The sequence below is a fragment of the Niveispirillum sp. genome (genome assembly GCF_017996735.1).
Taxonomy (GTDB): domain Bacteria; phylum Pseudomonadota; class Alphaproteobacteria; order Azospirillales; family Azospirillaceae; genus Niveispirillum.
The window spans coordinates 1-20,641 of record NZ_JAGOGJ010000017.1; the positions used below are offsets into that span (position 1 = coordinate 1).

Annotated in this window: 21 protein-coding genes; 16 read left to right on the forward strand and 5 right to left on the reverse strand. The window is 66.0% G+C overall.

The genetic code is table 11. The features are described 5' to 3' along the window. The 4 genes from KBA48_RS08150 to KBA48_RS08165 all read left to right on the forward strand — a co-directional run. Window positions 1-1,231, forward strand: a 1,231-nt coding sequence (locus KBA48_RS08150) for a fatty acyl-AMP ligase (RefSeq protein WP_292905056.1), incomplete at its 5' end; no start/stop codon positions are given. Between the two features lie 2 nt (window positions 1,232-1,233). Next, complete coding sequence (locus tag KBA48_RS08155) at window positions 1,234-2,178, forward strand: NAD(P)-dependent oxidoreductase (protein WP_292905058.1); 945 nt, start codon at window positions 1,234-1,236, stop codon at window positions 2,176-2,178. Window positions 2,179-2,393: 215 nt separating this feature from the next. Beyond that, window positions 2,394-2,645: an acyl carrier protein gene (locus KBA48_RS08160; RefSeq protein ID WP_054167148.1), complete on the forward strand. Its 252-nt coding sequence runs from the start codon at window positions 2,394-2,396 to the stop codon at window positions 2,643-2,645. Window positions 2,646-2,648: 3 nt separating this feature from the next. Next, the gene (locus KBA48_RS08165; protein ID WP_292905065.1) at window positions 2,649-3,866 is read left to right on the forward strand and encodes an aminotransferase class I/II-fold pyridoxal phosphate-dependent enzyme; all 1,218 of its coding nucleotides are present in this window, start codon (window positions 2,649-2,651) and stop codon (window positions 3,864-3,866) included. A 62-nt stretch (window positions 3,867-3,928) separates the two neighbouring features. On the opposite strand, the gene KBA48_RS08170 is transcribed toward KBA48_RS08165, so the two are convergent. From KBA48_RS08170 to KBA48_RS08185, 4 genes are read right to left on the reverse strand one after another with little or no spacing between them, the layout of a single operon-like run. Next, complete coding sequence (locus tag KBA48_RS08170; protein WP_292905067.1) at window positions 3,929-4,540, reverse strand: bifunctional 2-polyprenyl-6-hydroxyphenol methylase/3-demethylubiquinol 3-O-methyltransferase UbiG; 612 nt, start codon at window positions 4,538-4,540, stop codon at window positions 3,929-3,931. A gap of 8 nt (window positions 4,541-4,548) precedes the next feature. After that, entirely contained in the window at window positions 4,549-5,484 is a 936-nt protein-coding gene (locus tag KBA48_RS08175; RefSeq protein WP_292905069.1) for a hypothetical protein, read from the reverse strand. Continuing rightward, window positions 5,481-6,434, reverse strand: a complete 954-nt coding sequence (locus tag KBA48_RS08180) for a diacylglycerol kinase family protein (RefSeq protein ID WP_292905071.1) — start codon at window positions 6,432-6,434, stop codon at window positions 5,481-5,483. The genes KBA48_RS08175 and KBA48_RS08180 overlap by 4 nt, the downstream gene beginning before the upstream one ends. Before the next feature lie 6 nt (window positions 6,435-6,440). Continuing rightward, on the reverse strand, window positions 6,441-7,601 hold the full coding sequence (locus KBA48_RS08185) for a CDP-alcohol phosphatidyltransferase family protein (RefSeq protein ID WP_292905073.1): 1,161 nt from the start codon (window positions 7,599-7,601) through the stop codon (window positions 6,441-6,443). Between the two features lie 95 nt (window positions 7,602-7,696). On the opposite strand from KBA48_RS08185, the gene KBA48_RS08190 reads away from it, so the two are divergent. The 7 genes from KBA48_RS08190 to KBA48_RS08220 all read left to right on the forward strand — a co-directional run bounded on the left by KBA48_RS08190 (window position 7,697) and on the right by KBA48_RS08220 (window position 14,303). After that, window positions 7,697-8,608: a metallophosphoesterase gene (locus KBA48_RS08190; protein ID WP_292905075.1), complete on the forward strand. Its 912-nt coding sequence runs from the start codon at window positions 7,697-7,699 to the stop codon at window positions 8,606-8,608. Between the two features lie 104 nt (window positions 8,609-8,712). After that, window positions 8,713-9,159 carry an HIT family protein gene (locus KBA48_RS08195; RefSeq protein WP_292905077.1) on the forward strand — a complete coding sequence of 149 codons (447 nt, stop codon included), beginning with the start codon at window positions 8,713-8,715 and terminating at the stop codon, window positions 9,157-9,159. After that, window positions 9,156-10,406 (forward strand): LptF/LptG family permease, encoded by a 1,251-nt coding sequence (locus tag KBA48_RS08200; RefSeq protein WP_292905079.1) that lies wholly within the window; start codon window positions 9,156-9,158, stop codon window positions 10,404-10,406. The genes KBA48_RS08195 and KBA48_RS08200 overlap by 4 nt, the downstream gene beginning before the upstream one ends. Then, window positions 10,403-11,482: an LPS export ABC transporter permease LptG gene (gene lptG, locus KBA48_RS08205; protein ID WP_292905081.1), complete on the forward strand. Its 1,080-nt coding sequence runs from the start codon at window positions 10,403-10,405 to the stop codon at window positions 11,480-11,482. Before KBA48_RS08200 ends, lptG begins: the two co-directional genes overlap by 4 nt. Window positions 11,483-11,599: 117 nt before the next feature. Then, complete coding sequence (locus KBA48_RS08210) at window positions 11,600-12,382, forward strand: sterol desaturase family protein (RefSeq protein WP_292905082.1); 783 nt, start codon at window positions 11,600-11,602, stop codon at window positions 12,380-12,382. Further along, complete coding sequence (locus KBA48_RS08215; protein WP_292905083.1) at window positions 12,379-13,533, forward strand: dATP pyrophosphohydrolase; 1,155 nt, start codon at window positions 12,379-12,381, stop codon at window positions 13,531-13,533. Before KBA48_RS08210 ends, KBA48_RS08215 begins: the two co-directional genes overlap by 4 nt. Window positions 13,534-13,538: 5 nt before the next feature. Next, a complete protein-coding gene (locus tag KBA48_RS08220; protein WP_292905084.1) occupies window positions 13,539-14,303 on the forward strand; it encodes a nucleotidyltransferase family protein in 765 nt (254 codons plus the stop codon). A gap of 42 nt (window positions 14,304-14,345) precedes the next feature. On the opposite strand, the gene KBA48_RS08225 is transcribed toward KBA48_RS08220, so the two are convergent. Further along, on the reverse strand, window positions 14,346-15,767 hold the full coding sequence (locus tag KBA48_RS08225; RefSeq protein ID WP_292905085.1) for a PLP-dependent aminotransferase family protein: 1,422 nt from the start codon (window positions 15,765-15,767) through the stop codon (window positions 14,346-14,348). 199 nt (window positions 15,768-15,966) lie between these two features. Between KBA48_RS08225 and KBA48_RS08230 the strand changes: the two genes are divergently transcribed. From KBA48_RS08230 to KBA48_RS08250, 5 genes are all read left to right on the forward strand, one after another. Beyond that, window positions 15,967-16,569, forward strand: coding sequence for a LysE family translocator (locus KBA48_RS08230; protein WP_292905086.1), 603 nt, complete (start codon window positions 15,967-15,969; stop codon window positions 16,567-16,569). Window positions 16,570-16,662: 93 nt separating this feature from the next. After that, window positions 16,663-17,451: a PhzF family phenazine biosynthesis protein gene (locus tag KBA48_RS08235; RefSeq protein WP_367273823.1), complete on the forward strand. Its 789-nt coding sequence runs from the start codon at window positions 16,663-16,665 to the stop codon at window positions 17,449-17,451. Further along, window positions 17,444-18,088: a LysE family translocator gene (locus KBA48_RS08240; RefSeq protein ID WP_292905088.1), complete on the forward strand. Its 645-nt coding sequence runs from the start codon at window positions 17,444-17,446 to the stop codon at window positions 18,086-18,088. The genes KBA48_RS08235 and KBA48_RS08240 overlap by 8 nt, the downstream gene beginning before the upstream one ends. Before the next feature lie 8 nt (window positions 18,089-18,096). Further along, the gene (locus tag KBA48_RS08245) at window positions 18,097-18,534 is read left to right on the forward strand and encodes a GNAT family N-acetyltransferase (protein ID WP_292905090.1); all 438 of its coding nucleotides are present in this window, start codon (window positions 18,097-18,099) and stop codon (window positions 18,532-18,534) included. 187 nt (window positions 18,535-18,721) lie between these two features. Beyond that, a complete protein-coding gene (locus KBA48_RS08250; RefSeq protein WP_292905092.1) occupies window positions 18,722-20,428 on the forward strand; it encodes a hypothetical protein in 1,707 nt (568 codons plus the stop codon). Window positions 20,429-20,641: the final 213 nt, after the last annotated feature.

Below are 20,641 nucleotides of genomic sequence, written 5' to 3' on the forward strand. Positions count from 1 at the left end.
GCCCACCGTCGGCCCCGATGATCTCTGCTATCTGCAATTCTCCTCGGGCAGCACGCGCTTCCCGCTGGGCGTGGCGGTGACGCAGAAGGCGTTGATGGCCAACGCCCACGCCATCACCCATCACGGCCTGCATATCACCGCCGCCGACCGCTGCGTCTCCTGGCTGCCGCTGTATCACGATATGGGGCTGGTCGGGTTCCTGCTGACCCCGCTGGTCTGTCAGGTTTCCATCGACTATCTGCCCACGCGTGAATTTGCCCGCCGGCCGCTGCTGTGGCTGAACATCATCACCCGCAATGGCGGCACCCTGTCCTACAGCCCCAGCTTTGGCTACGAACTGGCCGCACGGCGCGCGGAGACGGCATCGACGGAGGGGATCGACCTGTCCACCTGGCGCGGGGCGGGAATCGGCGGCGACATGGTCCGCCCGCGCGTGCTGCGCAAATTCATCGACGCCTTTGCCCCGCGCGGGTTCAACGCCGGCGCCCTCGTTCCGTCCTATGGCATGGCAGAGGCAGCCCTGGCCCTCTCCTTCGCGCCGCTGGGTGACGGTCTGGTCACCGACCGGATCGATCTGGACAAGCTGGAGGGAGAGGCGGTGGCCGTTCCGCCCGGCCCGCAGACGGAGCGTCAGCGCGAATTTGTCCTGAACGGCCCCATCCTGCCCGGCCATGCCATCGAGGTGCGGGACGCCGATGGCATGCTGCTGGGTGAAAAGCAGGTGGGACGCCTGTTTGTGCGCGGGCCGTCGCTGATGCGCGAATATTTCAACCGGCCGGACGAAACTGCCGCCGTGCTGTCGGCCGATGGCTGGCTGGACACGGGCGATCTGGGCTATCTGTGCCGGGGCCAGATCGTGATCACGGGCCGGGCCAAGGATCTGATCCTGGTCAATGGCCGCAATATCTGGCCGCAGGATCTGGAATGGTCGGCCGAACATTCCATCGAGTCCTTGCGCAGCGGTGACGTCGTCGCCTTCTCCGTCGATGGCGATGGCGGGGAGCAGGTGGTGGTGCTGGTCCAGTGCCGCCCGACGCAGGAAGAGGCGCGCGCCGCGCTCGCGGCTCAGGTGCAGGGTGTGCTGCGCGCGGCCCACGGGCTGGAGGTGAAGGTGGTGCTGGTGCCCACCCATTCGCTGCCCCAGACCTCGTCCGGCAAGCTGTCGCGCACCAAGGCGCGGCAGATGCTGCTGGCGGGTGAATTCGGCGCCAACGCCACCCTGTCCGCCTGATCATGAAGGTCGCCGCCATCACGGGGGGCACGGGTTTCCTGGGCCGCTTCGTCGTGGCGGCCCTGCATCGGGCCGGCTTTTCGGTTCGTATGCTGGTGCGCCAGGACCCCGTGCATCCTGTGCTGGCCGATGTCCGGCCGGAACTGGTGCCGGGTGATCTGCGGGATGCGGCGGCGCTGGCCCGGCTGGTCACGGGCGCGGATGTCGTCATCCACGCGGCCGGCCTGATCAAGGCCAGGGACCGCGCCGGCTTCTTCGCCGTCAATGAGGGCGGGTCGGCTGCGGTCGGCCGTGCCGTTGCCACCCACGCCCCCGGTGCCCGTCTTCTGGTCATCTCCAGCCAGGCCGCGACGCAGCCGCACCTGTCGCATTACGCGGCCAGCAAGCGCGCGGGGGAGGCGGCTTCCATCGGCGCCTATGGCGGGGGGGATTGGTGCATCGTGCGCCCGCCCGCCATCTATGGCCCCTGGGACCGGGAGACCCTGTCCCTGTTCCAGGCGGCGGCGGGGCCGGTGGTGCCGGTGCTGGGTGGCCCCGACGCAAGGCTGGCCATGGTGCAGGTGGAAGACGCGGCCGACGCCATCGCCGCCCTGGCCGCCCCCGGCGGGCCACGCGGGCAGGTCTTCGGCCTGTGCGACGGGAATGTCGGCGGTTATGACTGGCCCACGCTGCTGGATTGCGCCGCCGCCGCCGTGGGGCGGCGGGCCCTGCGGGTCCGCGTCCCCGTGCCGGTGCTGCGCGCGGTCGGCATGGCGGGCAGCCTCACGGCGGCCCTGACGGGAAGGGCGGTGATGCTGACCCTGCCCAAGACGCGCGAAATCACGCATCCGGACTGGTCGCTCGCGTCGCAGTCAATGCCGCCTGAATCGCTATGGAAACCGCGTGTCGGTCTGCGCGCCGGCTTCGCGGGTGCGGCAAAATGGTACCGTGATCATCGCTGGATATAGCGATGTGAACAAAGTTCGCTGCAAACTGTTGCGGAATTGCCCTGTGCTGTGTCATCTGTCACAGGTGCTGCATGCGTTTTGTGGTTTGTTCTTGCATCCTTTGGCGTTGCAATTACCTTACCGGAAAGTGACGCTTTTTAGGACGGGAATGCCGGGGGGCACCGGCGTCTTCGCCACTGCAACAACTTTTTACGACTGGTTACCGGGGCGCTTTAATGACTACCGACGTCAACGACATCGTGGAAACCATCATCGCCGCCCTTGTGAAGACCTTGCCAACGCCGGTCACCGTTACGACGGAGACCAGCATCACGCGTGATCTTGGCCTGGATAGTCTGGCTGTCATGGATTTCGTGATGGTGCTCGAGGATAAGTTCGATGTCTCGATCCCGATGGAGCGGATCGCAGAGGTCGAAACCATCGGCGACCTGGCCAGGACCATATCGGAACTCCGGGGGCACGCCTGAGACATGACGATCCTTGCCAAGTACACCAAGCTCCGCGAGCATTATCACCGTATCGCCGGCGCCGGCCGTGACCCGTTCACGGTAAAGTTCGACGCCATGCTCTCCCCGACGGAGGGTATGCTGAACGGCCGCCGCACGATCCTGCTCGGCACCAACAATTATCTGGGCCTGACCTTCGACCAGAGCTGCATCGACAAGGGTGTCGACGCGCTGAAATCGTTTGGCACGGGCACGACCGGTTCGCGCATCGCCAATGGCAGCTATGATGGCCATGCGGCGCTGGAGCGGGAACTGGCGACATTCTATGGCCGCGAAAGCTGCATGGTCTTCACGACCGGCTATCAGGCTAACCTCGGCATCATCTCCACGCTGGTGGGCAAGGATGATCTGCTGTTCCTGGACAGCGACAGCCATGCCAGCATCTATGACGCGGCCAAGATGACCCCGGCCCAGGTCATCCGCTTCCGTCACAACGACCCCGAGGACCTGAACAAGCGTCTGCGCCGCGTGGCCGATCATCCCGGCAACAAGCTGGTGGTGGTCGAAGGCATCTATTCGATGCTGGGTGACGTGGCCCCGCTGAAGGAATTCGCCCAGGTCAAGCGTGAGAATGGCGTCTACCTGCTGGTGGACGAGGCCCATTCCATGGGTGTGCTGGGCGAGACCGGCCGTGGTCTGGCGCAGGAAGTGGGTGTTGAGGATGATGTCGACTTCATCGTCGGCACCTTCTCCAAGAGCCTGGGCGCCGTCGGCGGTTTCTGCGTCTCCGACCTGCCGGATTTCGACGTGATGCGGGTGGCGTGCCGCCCCTACATGTTCACGGCCTCGCTGCCGCCCTCGGTCATCGCCACCTGCCTGCGCTCGCTGGAGCGGTTGCAGGAAGAGCCGGGCCTGCGCACCAAGCTGATGGCCAATTCCAAGCGTCTGTATGACGGCCTGCGCAATCTGGGCTTCCAGGTGGGTCCGGACGTCAACCCGATCGTGGCGGTTTCCCTGCCGTCGATCGAACTGGCCATCACCTTCTGGAACCGTCTGCTGGAAGAGGGGCTGTACCTGAACCTCGCCCTGCCGCCGGCCACGCCGAACAGCCAGTCGCTGCTGCGCACCAGCGTCAGCGCCGCCCACACGACAAAGCAGATCGATACCGCCATTGACCTGTTCGCCAAGGTGGCCCGGCAGTTGGGCGTGCAGCCGGCCCTGGTCCAGACCGCCGCCGAGTAAACAGCGTCGCTGTTTTCTAAACCCCGTGGGGACCGAAAGGTTCCCACGGGGTTTTTATTTTTTCAGGGTTCCGCCCGCCACAGCGTGGCCAGCCAGTCCTGCTGGCGGCGCGGAAGTCCTTCCGGCCGGCGCCATTCCGCTTCAAGCCGGAAACCGGCTGCCCTGACCGCCGCCTTCCAGCTTTGCGGCCGGCGGAAAACCAGATGGCGCCCATCCTGCGCCATGCCTTCCATGCCGTCGCCCATGGGATCACAGGCGTAAAATACCCCACCGGGACGCAGCCAGCCGTGAAGCCGGGCCAGGATGGGGGGCAGGGCTGGGCTGGGTAGATGGAAAAACAGATGATGGGCCCATATGCCGTCGAAGGCAGCGTCCATCCACGGGGCCGGCGCGGGGGACAGAAGGTCCAGCACATGCACCTTGCTTTGCGCACGCTCCACCGCGATGGCGGCCAGTGCGGCGCTGCCGTCGGCGCCCGTCACACGCGCCCCGGCGTCGCGGAAACCGGCAAGGTCGCGACCCGCGCCACAGCCCAGGTCCAGGATGGCGGGTGCGGTCCGGCCCAGGGCCTCAAGGAACCGTTGCCGGGCGAAGGCGCTGTCATGATCGGCCAGAAGATCGGCGTAAAGCGCCGCATGGGCGCTGTAATGGGCCAGCGTAGGGTTCGCTGCCACCCGCCCCTTCACCGGATCGCCCCCATGCGTTTCAGCTTCCACAGGATGCCGGGTGCCGACAGGATCGGGTGCCGCCGTTGCCATGGCGTCAGTTCCAGGCGCACGCCGGAATGGCGGTGCAGCTTCCACAGCAGGTAATCGACCCCGCCGGTGAAGGTGAAGGCGGCCTTCACCAGCCGCGCGATGTTCAGTCCCTTGCCGAATCGCCCGCGCCAGGCCCAGGCGCTGGCGCCGCGTTCGCGTTCCGCGGGGGTCAGCAGCGGCCGCAACCGGCCATCGGGCTGTTCCTCGAACGGGACCCGCGCCGCAGCCCAGGCCGGCGGCAGCAGGGCGGCATAGCGGTCGGCGGCATGATCCACGATGCTGACCCCGCGCGACGCCTTCTCCACGCGCAGTTCGGCGCTGTAGGTGGCCTTGAACAGCGCCTCCCAGTAATCGCGCGGCGTTCCCTCGGCTGGCCCCAGTAAGGCGGCCCAGCTTGTGGCGGTCGTCACGGCCTGCACCACGGCGGCGCGCACCTGCGCGCGGGCGGCCTGATCACGGGCATGGGCCAGCATTACGGGCTGTGTGAAGCGGGCCCAGATGGTGGTGTCCATGCCATCGAAACGGGTGGCTTGGGTGAACTGGTCGATGCCCATCACCGCCACCTTGGCGCGCAGGGTGTGGCCCTGCCACGGCACTTCCCAATATTCCACGGTCGGGGGCAGCAGGCGGGTGGCCAGTGCCAGCGGGCGGCTGTCGCGCCAGCCGGTCAGGCTGTCCACCAGCACATAGAAGTCCAGCACCCCCTCCATATCGCCCGACCGCAGGTTGGAACCGTAGAACAGCACGGCCGCGACGCTGTCCCCCCCATGTGCCACCAGCGCCGCCACCAGGGCGGTGGCGGGGGCGGGCAGGGACATGTCCCATTCCTGATCGATCAGGGCGGAAAGCGGATCGGTCACGGCTGAACGAAGCTGATGCTGTCTTGGGCCGACAGGATGACACGGCCAGCGGGATACGTCTCGCCATCCATGATCAGCGGCCGGGTCAGGCGCAACGCGATCCGCTCCGCCCCGCCGGACCGATAGGCACCGGCATTCAGCATGCCGGCGCTGGGCCGCCCCGTCATCAACCGGGGCAGGGCACCCAGCAGGCCCGGCGGATTGGCCGCCACATCCAGATAGCGCAGGGGCCGCGTGCCATGGTCCCAGAAGGGCCACAGCCCCATGATCAGCCGGTCCAGCGTGGTGGCCAGGAACAGGAAACGGTTGCCGTCCAGTACCGGACCGTTATCGACCACCGCGCCGAAATCCTCACCGGCCAGCCAGCCATGCTGGTCATTGCCGATCAGCGCCCGGCCCAGCACCCCGGCCATGGTCAGGGCGACGGCGATTTCCTGGGTGAAACCGGCCTTGTGGATGGCGGCGTTGGCCAGGTCGGTGCCCCGCGTGAAGGCCCCGGCTCCCATGAACATGCCGCGCACATCGCCATGCTCCCCGTCCGGCCAATGCAGCGACAGGACGGGCCGGCGCGTGGTGCGTGTGCCCAGCGTCCCCTCATGCGCGGCCCGCACCAGGCCTGCCAGCCCGCGCCGGCCATAGCCGGTGGTGCCCACATCGGCGGCGATCAGGTTGGTCTTGCCGGCCGCCAGGATGGCCAGTGCCGGCGGGGCATCGCCATAGGCATGGGGAAGGGCGGTCAGCACCTCCCGCACGGTCCCGTCGCCGCCATCGACCGCGACGATATCCACGCCGCCATCGGCAAAGCCGCGCAGGGCCTGCACCAGCTTTTCCGGCGTGTCGGGGGAGGCCACATGGTCCCTGAACAGACGCGCGGCATCGGCGGGCAGGCTGGCAGCGCCCGCCTTGTTCCGATGGCTGAACGGATTACGGATCAGACCCAAACGCGCCATGATGGATCAGGCGGACAGGTAGGAGGTGATGGGCCCCTTCTTGGACGCCTGTTCCGCCTGGATGATCTGCGCCATATGCACGCCGAAGCAGGCCACGATCCAGAAGACCACCAGCGCCATGCCGATATCCGGGCGGCCCAGCAGCGTGGCCAGCGTCAGGATCACCAGATTGGGGTTGCGCCGCGCCGTGATCAGCCGGAAGAAGCTGTCGAACGGCCGCCAGGTGTGCATGTCGATCTTGAAGCGCTTGATGAAATAGCCTTCCTGCAGGCGCTGCGACACATAGCCGGCCCAGATCACGATCAGGGCAAAAAGCTCCCCGCCCGGCATGGTGAAGCCCGCCGCCGACAGGCCCGCGACCCAGGCCCACCACCAGAAGGGCGGATGCACCAGATCGATGCCATGGTCGAAGATATTGCCCCATTTGCTGCTGGTCAGCGTCACGCGCGCCAGCTTGCCATCGACCGTATCCAGAAAGGTCATGACCCAGCCGGCGGCAAGGCCGGGCAGGTAATGCCCCTCCGCGAACAGCCACAGGGCCAGCAGCATCAGGACGGCGCCAATGCCCGTCACCATGTTGGGCGTCATGCCCAGCACGGCGCACAGCTTGGTCACATGGCGGGCCGGCAGCGGCCAGACATATTTGGTGATGACGTCGGTGACGCCCTTATAGCTGCCGGCGAACATGCGCTGTTCGATCTTGGGCAGCGCCTCGGGCGTCAGGCGCAGCAGGAACGGCGTCTCCCGCTTGCGCAGCGCATGATTATACGAAGAAGAAAGGTCGTCCGGCACCAGCACACGCAGCCGGGCCGACAGAGCGGCCGGCACGATTCGGCTGCTGCTCAGCATCTCCGCCACCTCTGCCGCATCCTCGGCCGGGACATGGGCCGCTACCGGCTCCTGATTGCGGCTGTCGACCAGGATGGTGCCCGGCCGCCGGGCCAGATCGCGCACCAGCACCTCGTCGAACACCCAGTCGGTGCGCAGCAGCAACTGTGCCTGGCCCTGATCCAGCCCGTCCCAGGCCCGGACCTCCTTCACGCCATTGCGCACGCATTGGCGGCGCAGGCGTTCGGCGGATGTCATGCCCCACAGGCGAACGGGATTGTCGCCGATGGTGGCGGCCATGGGCGGGGTGGCTTCAGCGGCGTTATTGTCGGCGGACAAGGCGTGAACCGTGATCAGGTGGGTTTATTGATGGTCTACATACTCCCTGACGCGGGCTTTGCCTATCGCCCGTAAGGCATTGTAGCTTGGCGTTCATGCAGCCCTTCCGCTTCGCCCACCTGTCCGATCCGCATCTGCCGCTGGAACCCGACCGTCCGAAAGGGCTGGAATGGCTGTCCAAGCGGACCCTGTCCTATCAGTCCTGGCAGCGAAAGCGCCGCCATGCCCACACGCCCGCCATGCTGGCCGCCATCCTGGCGGATATCCGGACCCAGCGGGTGGACCATTGGGCGGTGACCGGCGACATCGCCAATATCTCCCTGCCCGGCGAGTTCCGGCGGGGGGCCGAATGGCTGCGGAACCTGGGGGCCGCGCGGGATGTGTCCTATGTGCCCGGCAACCATGATGCCATGGTGCCTGTGCCCTTTGCCGACGGTCTGGGCCTCTGGGCCGATTACATGACGGGCGACGGGCAGGGGGCGGTGGCATTCCCCTATCTGCGGCAACGTGGACCCGTGGCCTTCATCGGCGCCAATTCGGGCGTGCCGACGGCGCCGCTGCTGGCCCAGGGGCATCTGGGCCGTGAACAGATGCAGCGGCTGGGCGATATGCTGGCCGATGCGGGGCGGCGCGGGCTGTTCCGTGTGCTGATGGTGCATCATCCCGTGGCCGATGGCGTGGTGTCCAGTCGCAAGGGCCTGACCGACCGGCGGGACCTGCGTGATCTGCTGTCCCGGACGGGGGCGGAACTGCTGCTGCATGGCCATGCCCATGTCGCCAACCTGTCGATGGTGAAGGGTCCGCTGGGCCCGATCCCCAGCCTGACGGCACCATCCGCCTCGGCCATCGGTTATCGCCATGACATGCCGGCGCGCTGGCATCTTGTGACGGTGGACACAGACGGCCCGGACTGGCGGGTGCAGGTGGAGGTTCGCGGGGTGGAGCGCCGGGATGCCCCGGTGACGGCGCTGGGCGGCTGGAGCCTGCGGCTGCCGGCAATGCCATAGGTTGGGCCGACGCGCTTCGCGGTCCCGGATAATGGTGGTTCCGGTCCCTTGCATTCCGCACTAAAGTGCCCGTCCTTCTTGTTCCCATTCGAGTGCTGTTCCTCATGACCCAGCCCAATGCCACCATGCTGAAATTCGGCCATCCGGCCAGCGTCGTGGCGGAGACGGACTTATGGTCGGTCCAGGTGCGGCCGCAGCAGCCGGCGCTGGGGTCGCTGGTGCTGGTCTGCAGGGAGCCGGCGACGGCCTTCGGGCAACTGTCCCCGGCCGCCTTTGCCGAGCTGCAGACCGTGGTGGCACGGGTGGAAAAGCTGCTGGCGCGGTTCACCGCCTATCAGAAGATCAATTACCTGATGCTGATGATGGTGGACCCTGACGTGCATTTTCACGTTATCCCCCGGTATGAGGGGGCGCGGGATTATGCGGGCATCGGTTTTCCGGATGCCGGCTGGCCCGGTCCGCCGGCATTGGCACAGGCCGTGGCGCTGGATGCCACGACGCTGGCCGCCCTCACCGCCGACCTGAAGGCCATTTGGGTGGATGTGACGTGAACGGTTCCGCGCCGCCGGTCGAACGGCACTATAAGCTGAATTCCACGCGGCTGATCGACCGCTATATCATGGTGGAGACGCTGAAGCCGCTCTTCGCGTCGCTGCTGGTCGTGCTGGTGGCGCTGCTGATGGAACGGCTGCTGCGGCTGTTCGATCTGCTGGCCAACCATGGCGGCCCATTCGACATGGTCATCCGGCTGGTGGCCAATCTGGTGCCGCATTATCTGGGGCTGGCCCTGCCGGCGGCCTTCTTCATCTCCATGTTCATCATCGTGGCCCGCATGGGCGAGGATAATGAACTGGATGCGCTGCAATCGGCGGGCCTGTCGGTGCCGCGCATCGCGCGGTCCTTCCTGGTGCTGGGCGTGGCGCTGATGGCCTTTTCCATCATCCTGTTCGGCTATCTTCAGCCCTATGGCCGCTATGGCTACAGCGCCATCTACCACATGGTGGTCAATGCCGCCTGGGATGCGACCGTGCCGCAGGCCACCTTTGTCGATGCGGGTGAAGGGGTGACCATTTCCGCCGACTTGGTGGATGTGACGGGCCGCCGCCTGGAAAAGGTGTTTGTGCAGCAGGACCGCGACGATGGTGAAAAATGGGTGACCACCGCCGTCACCGGCGCCCTGGCCGCCACGCCGGACCGGCAGCGTGTGCTGCTGACCCTGCATGACGGGGTGCAGGTGCGCATGCTGCCCGATGGACGGCGTCAGGTGATGGAGTTCGGGGAACTGACCCTGGACAAGCCGTTCAAGCTGGTGACCGAGCCGTTTCGTGACCGTGGCGGCAGCGAACGTGAACTGACCCTGCATGAGTTGTGGTCGGAACTGCACGATCCGCAATCGATCCTGCCGCGAAACAAGGTCGAATCCGAACTGCATGCGCGGCTGGCGCGGTCGCTGTCGCTGCCGCTGCTGCCGCTGCTGGCCGTGCCGATGGGCATGGCGGCCAAGCGGGCGCGGCGCGGGCAGGGTATCGCGCTGGCCACCCTGATCCTGATCATCTATCACCACCTGATCCAGTTGGGCGAAAGCCTGGGCGATGTCGGGCGATTGCCGCCTGTGATCGGCATCTGGGTGCCGTTCGCCCTGTTCTGCCTGCTCTGTGGCTGGCTGTTCCATCGGGCCGATGTGCGGCCGGGTGAGAATCCGTTCGCCGCCATGTTCGATGCCATCGACACCGCGACGGGCTTCGTCGGCCGTCTGTTCAAACGCCTGACGAAGAAGGCGGGGGGACGCAGGCCATGAATCGCAGCACCATCACCCGTTACCTGACCCGCACCTTCCTGGTCCGCGTCCTGTCGGTGCTGATCGCACTGTCCTCGCTGTTGCAGCTTTTGGACCTGCTGGACGCCGCCTCCACCGTGCTGGAGCGGGGGCTGGGCGGCGGCGGTCTGGTCTATTACACGCTGATCCGCTTGCCCATGGTGGTGGAACGGGTCGTGCCGCTGGCCGTGCTGATCGGGTCGCTCTCCACGCTCTGGACCTTCGCGTCAACCAACGAGATCGTGGCGATGCGGTCGGTGGGCATGACCCCGTACCAGATTATGGGAGCCCTGCTGCCGGCGGCGCTGGTGGTGGCCATCGGCCATTTCATCCTGGCCGATCAGGTGGCGCCCCGCGCCGAACGCAGCTTCGTCACCTGGTGGGCCGCAACGGAACTGCCGTCGGAGGCGAAGGACGATGACCCGGTGAAACCGGTCTGGTTCCGCCTGGGCGACGATGTCGTGCGCATCGCCACCATTTCCGACGATGGCCGCACCATCGAGGGGCTGGAAATGATCAGCCGCGACAGGCAGGGCAAGGCCACCGGCCTGATGTCGGCGGCACGCGGTGAACGCCGGCCCGATGGCTGGCACCTGACCGATGTCGTGCGCACACGTATCGGCGATCCGGTCCGCGTGACGCAGGAGGCCAGCACCCTGTGGGACGTGGACCTGTCGCCCAACAATATGGTCGACCTGCGCAAGCCGACGGAGAATATCTCCTTCCACCGGTTGCTGCGCATCGTACGCGGAAGCTGGGCCGGCGGCGAAAGCCCGTCCTTCTATGCCACGCGTCTGCATTCCACCTATGCAGCACCCCTGGCCTCGCTGGTCATGCTGCTGCTGGCGGCCCCGGTTGCGCATGGCATGCGCCGGCGCGGGGGCGCCATGGGCAGTCTGGCGCTGGGCACCGTGATCGGCCTGGTCTTCCTGCTGTCGTCGGGCATCCTCAGTTCCATGGGGCAGGCGGGCGCCTTGCCGGCCGTGGTTGCCGTCTGGGCCCCCCTGATCTTCTTCGCCGCCATCGGCGGGGCCATCATGGTTTATGTGGAAGGATAGGCGCCACGGTGTCGCAACGCCGCATCGCTCTTGAAGCCGGTCCCGGCGGGGCCTAATTTGACCGCTTGGTGATAACGGCCCTCCGGCCGTGCGGATGATTTCGGAAAGGGTAGGGGCATGTGGGGCGATGCCTGGAGCGGCCGCAGCTATGACCTCGGCAAGATGAACCTGCGGGAACTGGCCTTCGCCTATTCCACATATCCGGCGATCCAGGCCTATGCGGCTTTGGCGCTGGTATCGGCGATCCTGGCGGTGATCTGGACGGAGAATTGGGGCCTGATGGCGCTGACCGTGCTGGTCGCCACGCTGATCTATCCGATGGCCTGGTACCTGATCCACCGCTACATCCTGCATGGCCGCTGGCTGTACCGCATGAAATGGTCGGCCGGTTTATGGAAACGCATCCATTTCGACCATCACCAGGACCCGCACAAGCTGGAAGTGCTGTTCGGCAGCCTGGCCAACACTCTGCCCACCATCGCGCTGGTGACGGTGCCGGTCGGGTACCTGATCGATGGCAAGGCGGCGGCGGCCACGGCCCTGGCCACCGGTCTGGTCACCACCTGCATCTATGAATTCTTCCACTGCATCCAGCATCTGAACTACAAGCCGACCTGGAACTGGGTGGCGCGGATCAAGCAGTTGCACCTCTACCATCACTTCCATAATGAGGATGGGAACTACGGCATCATCTCCTATGGTCCCGACATGCTGCTGGGCACCTTCTACCGCGAGGCGAAGCAGAAGCCGCGCAGCCCGACCGTGTTCAACCTGGGTTATGATGTGGAAGAGGCGAAGCGTTATCCCTGGGTGATGGATCTGACGGGGGCGCCGCCGCGCGACCGGCCGCCGCGCCCGCCGGCATCGGGCAGCAGCGACGGCGTGAAGGCTGCATCTTGACCGCGGTCAAGGGCGGGGACGCCGGCATCCGCATCGAGCAGGTGGAACCCGGTTCCAAGGGCGTTGACCGGTTCATCGCCCTGCCATACCGCCTGCATGAAGGTGACCCGAACTGGGTCCCGCCGCTTTATATGGAGCGGCAGGAGACGCTGTCGCCCAAGCTGAACCCCTATTTCCAGCATGCCGAGGTGATGTATTTCCTGGCCCTGCGTGGGGACCGGGTGGTTGGCCGCATCTCTGCCCAGATCGATCGGGCCGGGCTGGAAATCCGCAAGGATGCCACCGGCCATTTCGGCCTGCTGGCGGCGGAGGATGACCAGGCGGTGGTGGATGCGCTGTTCGCGGCGGCCGCCGACTGGCTGCGCGCGCGCGGCATGGTCCGCATGGTCGGCCCCTTCAACCTGTCGATCAACGAGGAGACGGGGCTGCTGGTCGATGGCTGGGACCGCCCGCCCATGCTGCTGATGGGCCATGACCGGGCCTATCTGGGGGCACGGATCGAGGGGGCGGGGCTGGTCAAGGCCAAGGATGTCTACGCCTATCTGTACGACATCGAAAAGGCCCTGCCCAAGTCCGTGCGGCAGATGATCGAACGGCCGCTGCCGTCGGGCCTGCGGTTGCGCATGCTGGACATGAAGCGGTACGAGCAGGATCTGGCCAACATCACCTCCATCTTCAACAATGCCTGGGCCGGCAACTGGGGTTTTGTGCCGCTGTCGGAGGCCGAAACCAAGCAGATGGCCAAGTCGCTGAAGTTGCTGATCAATCCGAAACTGGCCTGGATTGCCGAGTTGGATGGCAAGCCTGTGGCCTTCGGCGTCTGTCTGCCCAACCTGAACGAGGCCATCGCCGATCTGGGTGGCAAGCTGTTTCCCTTCGGCATCGTCAAGCTGCTGTGGCGGTTGAAGGTGCGCGGCGTGAAGACGGCGCGCGTGCCCCTGATGGGCGTGCGGCGCGATGTCGGCGGCTGGCTGCAGGCGGTGCTGCCCTTCCTGATCATCGAGTCGATGCGGCGGGAGGCGAAGCAACTGGGCTATGATTGGATCGAACTGTCCTGGATCCTGGAAGATAACATGCCCATGCGCCGCATCATCGAAGCGGTCGGCACCTCCCGCTATAAAACCTATCGCCTGTACGAGAAGCCGCTGTGACCGGGATGGCGACGTTGGTCCTGGCCGGCTCACGCGGACCGGACGATCCGGTGGCGCGGTTGAAGGGGGTCAGCCATAAGGCCATGGCCCCCATCGCCGGTGTGCCCATGCTGGTCCGGGTCGTGCGTGCCCTGACGGCCGCACCCAGCGTCGGCACCATCCATATCGCCATCGAACGGCCGGAGCTGGTGGAACAGCATCCCGAACTGGGCCTGCTGCTGGCCGGCGGGCGGCTTGCCCTGCTGCCGGCGGAGGGCAGCCCCAGCCGCACCGTGTCGGCGGCGCTGGAGACGCTGGGCACGCCGATGTTTGTGACGACGGCCGACCATGCGCTGCTGCGCCCCGAATGGGTGGAGCATTTCCTGGCCCATCTGCCCCGCGACGCCGATGTCTGCGTCGCGCTGGCCCGCGACAATGTGGTTCAGTCGGCGGTGCCGGACACCAAGCGCACCTGGCTGCGCTTTGCCGACGGGGCCTTTTCCGGCTGCAACATGTTCGCCTTCCGCACCCCGGCATCGCTGGCGGTGGCACAGACCTGGCGGCAGGTGGAGGCGCAGCGCAAGCATCCGCTGCGCATGATCCGCCTGCTTGGCCCCGTTTCCATCCTGCGCTTCCTTCTGGGTCGCCTGACCGTGACGGCGGCCCTGGCGCGGCTGGGCCGGATCACCGGGGCCAGGGCCGCGATGGTGGAAATGCCGTTCGGGTTGGCGGCTGTCGATGTCGATAAGGCGGCCGACATTGAACTGGCCGAGCGCCTGCTGTCGGCGTGAGGATGGATGGGCGTGCCCGAGAGGACGTCGTGACCGGTGGGATCACACCCATGCGGCGCTGGTGGCGACGGGATTGCTGATCAGACCCTCCAGCACGGACAGGCCCTTTTCAAGCTGACTGGCATGATCGACGCCCATCAGGCAGATGCGGACGGCATTGGGGGCTTCGCCCTTGCCGACACTGAATCCGTCGGCGGAGGTCACCTTCACCCCGCGTTCCAGCGCGCCGCGCACCAGATCGTCCCGCCGCACCGTCTCCGGCAGCGGCAGCCACAGATGGGTGACGTCGGCGTCTGAGCCGGACAGGTCCAGGCCCGACAGGCAGGCGCGGGCCAGCGTCTGGCGTTCCGCCACAAGCGCGCGGCGGCGCTGGGCGATCCGCCCCGCCTCGCCACTGTCGATCAGTTCGGCCGCCACCACCGTTCCCATATGGGCGGGCGCCAGGACGGTGGCGCGCAGGATGGTGGCCAGACGGTCGAACAGGGGGCGCGGGCCGACCACATAGCCGGTGCGCAGGCCCGGGAACAGCGACTTTGACAGGCTGCTGACATAGAGCGTGACGTCGGGACCCAGGCTGTAGAGCGTCGGCGGGGCCGGCTGCTTCAGGAAACCATAGACATCATCTTCGATGATCATCAGGCCGATGCGCCGGGCAATATCGACCAGCGCCCGGCGCCGGTCGGTCGACAGGGTCGCCGTGGTCGGGTTCTGCAAGGTCGGCATGCAATAGAGCGCATGCGCCCCATGGGCGCGGGCCGCCTGTTCCACCGCCTCGGGCAACAGCCCCTCGGCATCCATGGCCACCGGCACCAGCCGCAGACCCAGATGCAGCGCCACGGCCCGCAAACCCGTATAGGTCAGTTGTTCCACCAGAAGCGTGTCGCCTGGCCGCGTCACGGCCGACAGCGCCGTCAGCATCGCCCCCTGGCCGCCGACGGCCAGCAGCACCTGTTCCGGCGCCACATGCATGTTGGCGCTGTCGGCCAGCCAGTCGGCAATGGCGGCGCGCAGGCGCGGATGGCCCAGCGGCGTCTGATAGGACATCAGCGCCACCAGATCCGGCCGTTGCGCCACGGCCTGGGTCGCGGCCGTCAGGGCCTGCGCGTCCGGCCACAGCGCCGTGGCGTTCACCGACAGGTCGATCAGCCCGAGATTGACCTCCATCAGGCTGCCGCCGCCTTCGGCCACGGGTTCGACCAGCCGGCGCGGATCACGCACGAAGGTGCCACGCCCGACCTCGCCGCCGATCAGCCCCTGGCGCTCCGCTTCCTGATAGGCGCGGGTGATGGTGCCGACGGTGACCTTCAGGTCCCAGGCCAGGTCGCGGTGGGTGGGCAGGCGGGCGCCCGGCGGCAGGGTGCCGTTGGCGATATCTTCCGCCAGCGCCGCCGCGATGGCGCGGTAGAGCGGCCCCTGACGATGGGCGATGGAGGGTTGCCAGCGGACGGTGGCGGGCTGGTTCATGCTGCGTATCCCTGCATGGCGAAATTGTCCCCCTTTGTCGCATGGGTGCCAGGAACAATCCGCGCATTGACGCCTGATTGTCCCCACAATATCCAGGATGAGGGTTTGCTTCAACCCGACAAAAACACAGCGCAGAGTGACAATATCCGCAGATTGATGGTGACAATATGGATTGTCACCCATACATGGAGGGTGCGTGATGGATGGCAGCCTGACGGGAACCCTGCTGGCGCTTGCCGCCTATTGCGTTGCGACCTCCGTGACGCCGGGTCCCAACAACATGATCCTGGCGGCCAGCGGCGCGACCTTCGGCGTCCGCCGCACCGTCCCCAACATTCTGGGCATTCTGGTGGGGTTCGGGTCCCTGTTGATGTTGGCCGGGATCGGGGGCGAGGCCTTGATGCGCGCCGTTCCTTTGCTTGAAAAGCTGCTGAAATTTGCCGGCGTGGCCTACATGCTCTACCTGTCCTGGAAGATCGGCACCGCCGGCCGGCCAGAGGCGGGGTCGCGCGCCCAGCCCCTGACCTTCCTTCAGGCCGCCGCCTTCCAGTTCATCAATCCCAAGGGCTTGGCCATGGCCCTGTCGGTCCATGCCATCTATCGCATGCCGGAACTGGGCGAATGGGGCAGCATCCTGACTGTCACCGGCATGTTCCTGGTTGTGGGCATGCCCTGGACAATGGTCTGGGTGCTGTTCGGGCAGGCCATGGGCCGCTGGCTGCGCGATGACCGACGTCTGCGCCTGTTCAATGGCGCCCTGGGACTGGCCACGGCGGCCAGCGCGCTGTTGTTGCTGCTCTAACGAAACTTGTTTTAGATACAATTTTCAGATTGAACCCAAATTGTCTTGATTGTAGCTGGTGATTGTCTCGCTTCGCCCCGGTCAGGAGAGTTGATGATGCGGTTGCCGATCTATCAGGTTGATGCCTTCACCGACACATTGTTTGCGGGCAATCCCGCCGCCGTCGTGCCACTGGAAAGCTGGCTGCCCGACCACCTGATGCAATCCATCGCGGCGGAAAACAATCTGGCCGAAACCGCCTTTTTTGTGCGGGAGGGGGAGGGGTGGTTCATCCGCTGGTTCACGCCGGTCAATGAAATCGACCTGTGCGGCCATGCCACGCTGGCCTCGGCCTTCATCATCCGCACAATCATCGACCCCACCGCCGTGACATTCCGCTTCCGGACCAAGGTGGCGGGCGATCTGGCCGTGTCCTATGCGGACGGGCTGTACACGCTGGATTTTCCCAGCCGGCCGCCGGTGCCGCAGGAGGTGCATCCCGACCTGATCCGCGCCCTTGGCGGCCCCGTGCCGGAGCAGGTGCTGGCGGCCCGCGACTGGTTCGTGGTGTACAAGGACGCAGCCACGGTGCGGGCCCTGTCGCCGGATATGGCCTTGCTGTCTGGTGTGGGGCGCATGGTGATCGTCACCGCACCCGGAGACGGCGGCGTGGATTTTGTCTCACGCTTCTTCGCGCCGATGGACGGCATTCCCGAGGATCCCGTCACCGGCTCCGCCCATTGTACCCTGATCCCCTATTGGGCCGACCGTCTTGGTAAAGCCGCGCTGACGGCGCGGCAGGTTTCGGCGCGTGGCGGCAGCCTGTCCTGTCATATGCTGGGTGAGCGGGTGCATATCGCCGGGCATGCCGTGCTTTATCTGGAGGGTGCCATCCATGTCTGATCCCCTGTTGCCGGTACCGCTGCCGGTCCTGGGTGGGTTTGCGGCGTTGAGCCTGGGCATGGTGCTGACGCCCGGCCCCAACATGGCCTATCTCGTCTCCCGGTCCATCTGTCAGGGGCGGGCGGCGGGACTGGTTTCCCTGGCCGGCGTGGGCACGGGCTTTGTCATCTTCCTGACGGCCACGGTCCTGGGGCTGACCGCCATGTTGGCCGCCCTTCCGCTGGCCTTTGATATCGTGCGCTGGGCCGGCGCCGCCTATCTGGCCTGGCTGGCCTGGAACGCGCTGCGGCCGGGTGGCCATTCGCCCTTCCAGGTGCGGGACCTGCCGCCCGACAGTCCGCGCCGTCTCTATATGATGGGGCTGGTTACCAACCTGCTCAATCCCAAGGCCGCGATGCTGTACCTGTCGCTGCTGCCGCAATTCATCGATCCCGCGCGTGGGTCAGTGCTGGCGCAGGGGTTGGAACTGGGGGCCGTGCAGATCGTCATCAGCCTGTCGGTGAATGCCATCTTCATCGTGGTCGGCGGCGGCATCGCGCATTTCCTGGCCAGCCGTCCGGCCTGGGCGCGGGCGCAGCGCGTGGCGATGGGCACGGTTCTGGCGGGGCTTGCCGCGCATATGGCCGTTAACCGGTAGGGGGCGACATGGATATCTGGGAAGTCCGCCGGGCCGACGGGCATGTCGTCAGCAACGATCCCGCCCGTCTGGATTTTGACGTCATCCATCCGGCCCTGGCATCCAGTTACTGGTCGCCAGGAATCAGTCGCGAGAAAGTGGAGCGCGCCGCCCGTCATTCGGTGGCCATCGGCCTCTATGGTTTCAATTGTTTCCAGATCGGCTATTGCCGGGTCATCACCGACCACACCAGTTTTGCGTATCTGGCGGATGTCTGGGTTGACCCGGACCGCCGGGGCGGCGGGCTGGGGACCTTCCTTGTGGATGCTGTTGTGAACCGGCCGGAATGGGCGGAACTGCGCCGATTCCTGCTGTTTACCGCCGACGCGCACGGGTTGTACGCCAAGTTCGGTTTCCGGGCGCTGGACAAACCCGAAAGAGCGATGGCCCGGTCCGCGAAAAGCTGACAATTTCCCGTAAAGGTAGTGTAAACTCCCTATGCCTTTCGGCCTATCCAACCCATCTGTTATTACCTTGTTTACCCCGGATGGAGAATTGAGCAAGATAGCCCGGCTTTCAGACGTGCCGGCTGTTGGCATCGACCGCATCCCCCTTGCGGCCGGTGTTGCGGACGGTTTTATCGAGCCGTGACCTGTGGACAAACAGAAACTCATTGGTGCCGTCCAGACGGTCTATGAACTGCACAGTTTCCACACGGACCTGTGGCTGGTGGTGCGGGAGTCGCCTGACCTGCGCCAGTTGGAACCCTCCGCTGCCATGCTGGTGCAGCGGAACGAGGTGGACGGCATCCGTCTTGTTCGTCGTTCCGACTACAAGGACCATGATTTCGTCACCACCGTGACCATGGTCAAGCGGCTGCGCAATGGTGTGCAGGAGGTGGACCCGCTGGCGCGGGCCAATCCGGGCCGCGACGCGTCCTGGTGCGACAGGGCGGAAGACCTGATGGGCGATGTTCAGCGCCAGATGTTCCGCACCTTCTTCGCCCGGTTCCTGGATGAAAAGCGCCTGACGCCGTTGGAAATCCTGAATTACGAGGTGCATGCCCGCGTGCTGGATCAGGCGGGCACGACGGTGCAGGGGGCGTTGCAGCGCCTGGCCTCCGTCCAGGTGCGCGGCACCAAGCAGACGGCCGTGTCGCGCATGAAGGAGCTGATGAACATCGCCGATGCCGGCCTTGCCGCGCTGTTGAAGGAAGCCAAGGGCAACCCGCCGCTGAAGATCGGGCCGGGCGGCCTGCCGGAACTGGTTTCCCTTTACAAGGGACCGGCAGAGGGGCTGGACCGGGCGCTTTATCGCGCCGTCGCCGCCTATCTTGCGGATGCCAAAAGCTGGGTGGAAAAGCTTGACCGGCTATTCTTGCTGTTCACGCCCGAACTGTCCTTGCGCGAAATGCGCATCCTGGACAGCATGGCCGCCGAAATCCTGGTCTCTCCCTTCGCGCTGAAGGAACTGGCGGGGCAGGAGAAGTCGCGGCTGGAACTGGTGCTGAACGCCGTCGATCTTTATGTCGGCAATCTGGGGGCAGGGGAGGGAGAGCAGCCGACGGGTGTGAAGGCCTTGTCGATGCTGCTGTCGGAGGGGCTGTTGCCCCGCACCATGGCCGAATTGCGCCTGGGCTTGCTGCGTCATCTCCATTCCCGGCTGCCGCTGCGCAGCGACCGCGGCATCCGGGATGAGATGGAGGCGACGGTTGAGGTCATCACCTATCTGCGCCGCCACGCCCCGCCCTTGGCCCGCGACGAGGAGGTGCTGGAAGCCCTGGCCCAGCGTGCCGACCGCTTGATCCAGCCCGAAGCCATGTCCGAACTGATTGGTCCCATCCGGGGGACCATGTCCAAGGCTGAAACCGTGCTGTCGCTGGCGGAAATCGCACCCGGCGAGGCGCCCAAGGCCAAGATCGCGACATATCTGCGCAGCCTGATCGTGCCGGAGGATTTTATCCGCGAGGTTGGCAACCGGATGGAGGCGATCAAGACATTGGGCACGATGGCCCGGCGCATCGTGATGTCGGGCATGCCGGCGGCGCCGAAACGCGAAATGGCTGAAATTCTCGACAGCGCTATCTTCGACGGCATCCGCACGGAAATCCTGGCCAATCAGGGCATGCCCTTTGCCGACCGCATCCTGACCATCGTTCGCCTGTGCGGCGGCCTGCCGGAGGGGCGGGCGCGGCAACTGGCGGCGGATCAGTTGACCCAGGCCTTGAAGCGGCCGGAATTCATCCTGAACTATCTGGAACGGTTCCCCGGCGCGACGGAACGCCGGGATGCCTATTTCAAGCTTTGCAATGCAATGCTGGAGTCGGGCCTGGTGGACAAGTCGCTGCTGCCGATGGGGTAGTAATCATCGCCTGACCTTCTCAGGCCGGCGACCGCCGGCCCGGCGCCCATGCGCCGTAAGCCAAGCCGCCGGATGGCGGCGCCCGGCGTTTGAGGGAACAAAGAAAAACAGGCCGGCGACCGCCGGCCCGGCGCCCATGCGCCGTAAGCCAAGCCGCCGGATGGCGGCGCCCGGCGTTTGAGGGAACAAAGAAAAACAGGCCGGCGCCCGCCG

Excerpts from the sequence above, each read along its gene's own strand:
- KBA48_RS08190 (WP_292905075.1), top strand. The coding sequence starts at position 7,697 with ATGCAGCCCTTCCGCTTCGCCCACCTGTCCGATCCGCATCTGCCGCTG.
- KBA48_RS08240 (WP_292905088.1), top strand. The coding sequence starts at position 17,444 with ATGTCTGATCCCCTGTTGCCGGTACCGCTGCCGGTCCTGGGTGGGTTT.
- KBA48_RS08225 (WP_292905085.1), bottom strand. The coding sequence starts at position 15,767 with ATGAACCAGCCCGCCACCGTCCGCTGGCAACCCTCCATCGCCCATCGT.
- KBA48_RS08235 (WP_367273823.1), top strand. The coding sequence starts at position 16,663 with ATGATGCGGTTGCCGATCTATCAGGTTGATGCCTTCACCGACACATTG.
- KBA48_RS08230 (WP_292905086.1), top strand. The coding sequence starts at position 15,967 with ATGGATGGCAGCCTGACGGGAACCCTGCTGGCGCTTGCCGCCTATTGC.
- KBA48_RS08210 (WP_292905082.1), top strand. The coding sequence starts at position 11,600 with ATGTGGGGCGATGCCTGGAGCGGCCGCAGCTATGACCTCGGCAAGATG.
- KBA48_RS08220 (WP_292905084.1), top strand. The coding sequence starts at position 13,539 with ATGGCGACGTTGGTCCTGGCCGGCTCACGCGGACCGGACGATCCGGTG.
- lptG (WP_292905081.1), top strand. The coding sequence starts at position 10,403 with ATGAATCGCAGCACCATCACCCGTTACCTGACCCGCACCTTCCTGGTC.
- KBA48_RS08155 (WP_292905058.1), top strand. The coding sequence starts at position 1,234 with ATGAAGGTCGCCGCCATCACGGGGGGCACGGGTTTCCTGGGCCGCTTC.
- KBA48_RS08160 (WP_054167148.1), top strand. The coding sequence starts at position 2,394 with ATGACTACCGACGTCAACGACATCGTGGAAACCATCATCGCCGCCCTT.
- KBA48_RS08180 (WP_292905071.1), bottom strand. The coding sequence starts at position 6,434 with ATGGCGCGTTTGGGTCTGATCCGTAATCCGTTCAGCCATCGGAACAAG.
- KBA48_RS08195 (WP_292905077.1), top strand. The coding sequence starts at position 8,713 with ATGACCCAGCCCAATGCCACCATGCTGAAATTCGGCCATCCGGCCAGC.
- KBA48_RS08245 (WP_292905090.1), top strand. The coding sequence starts at position 18,097 with ATGGATATCTGGGAAGTCCGCCGGGCCGACGGGCATGTCGTCAGCAAC.
- KBA48_RS08165 (WP_292905065.1), top strand. The coding sequence starts at position 2,649 with ATGACGATCCTTGCCAAGTACACCAAGCTCCGCGAGCATTATCACCGT.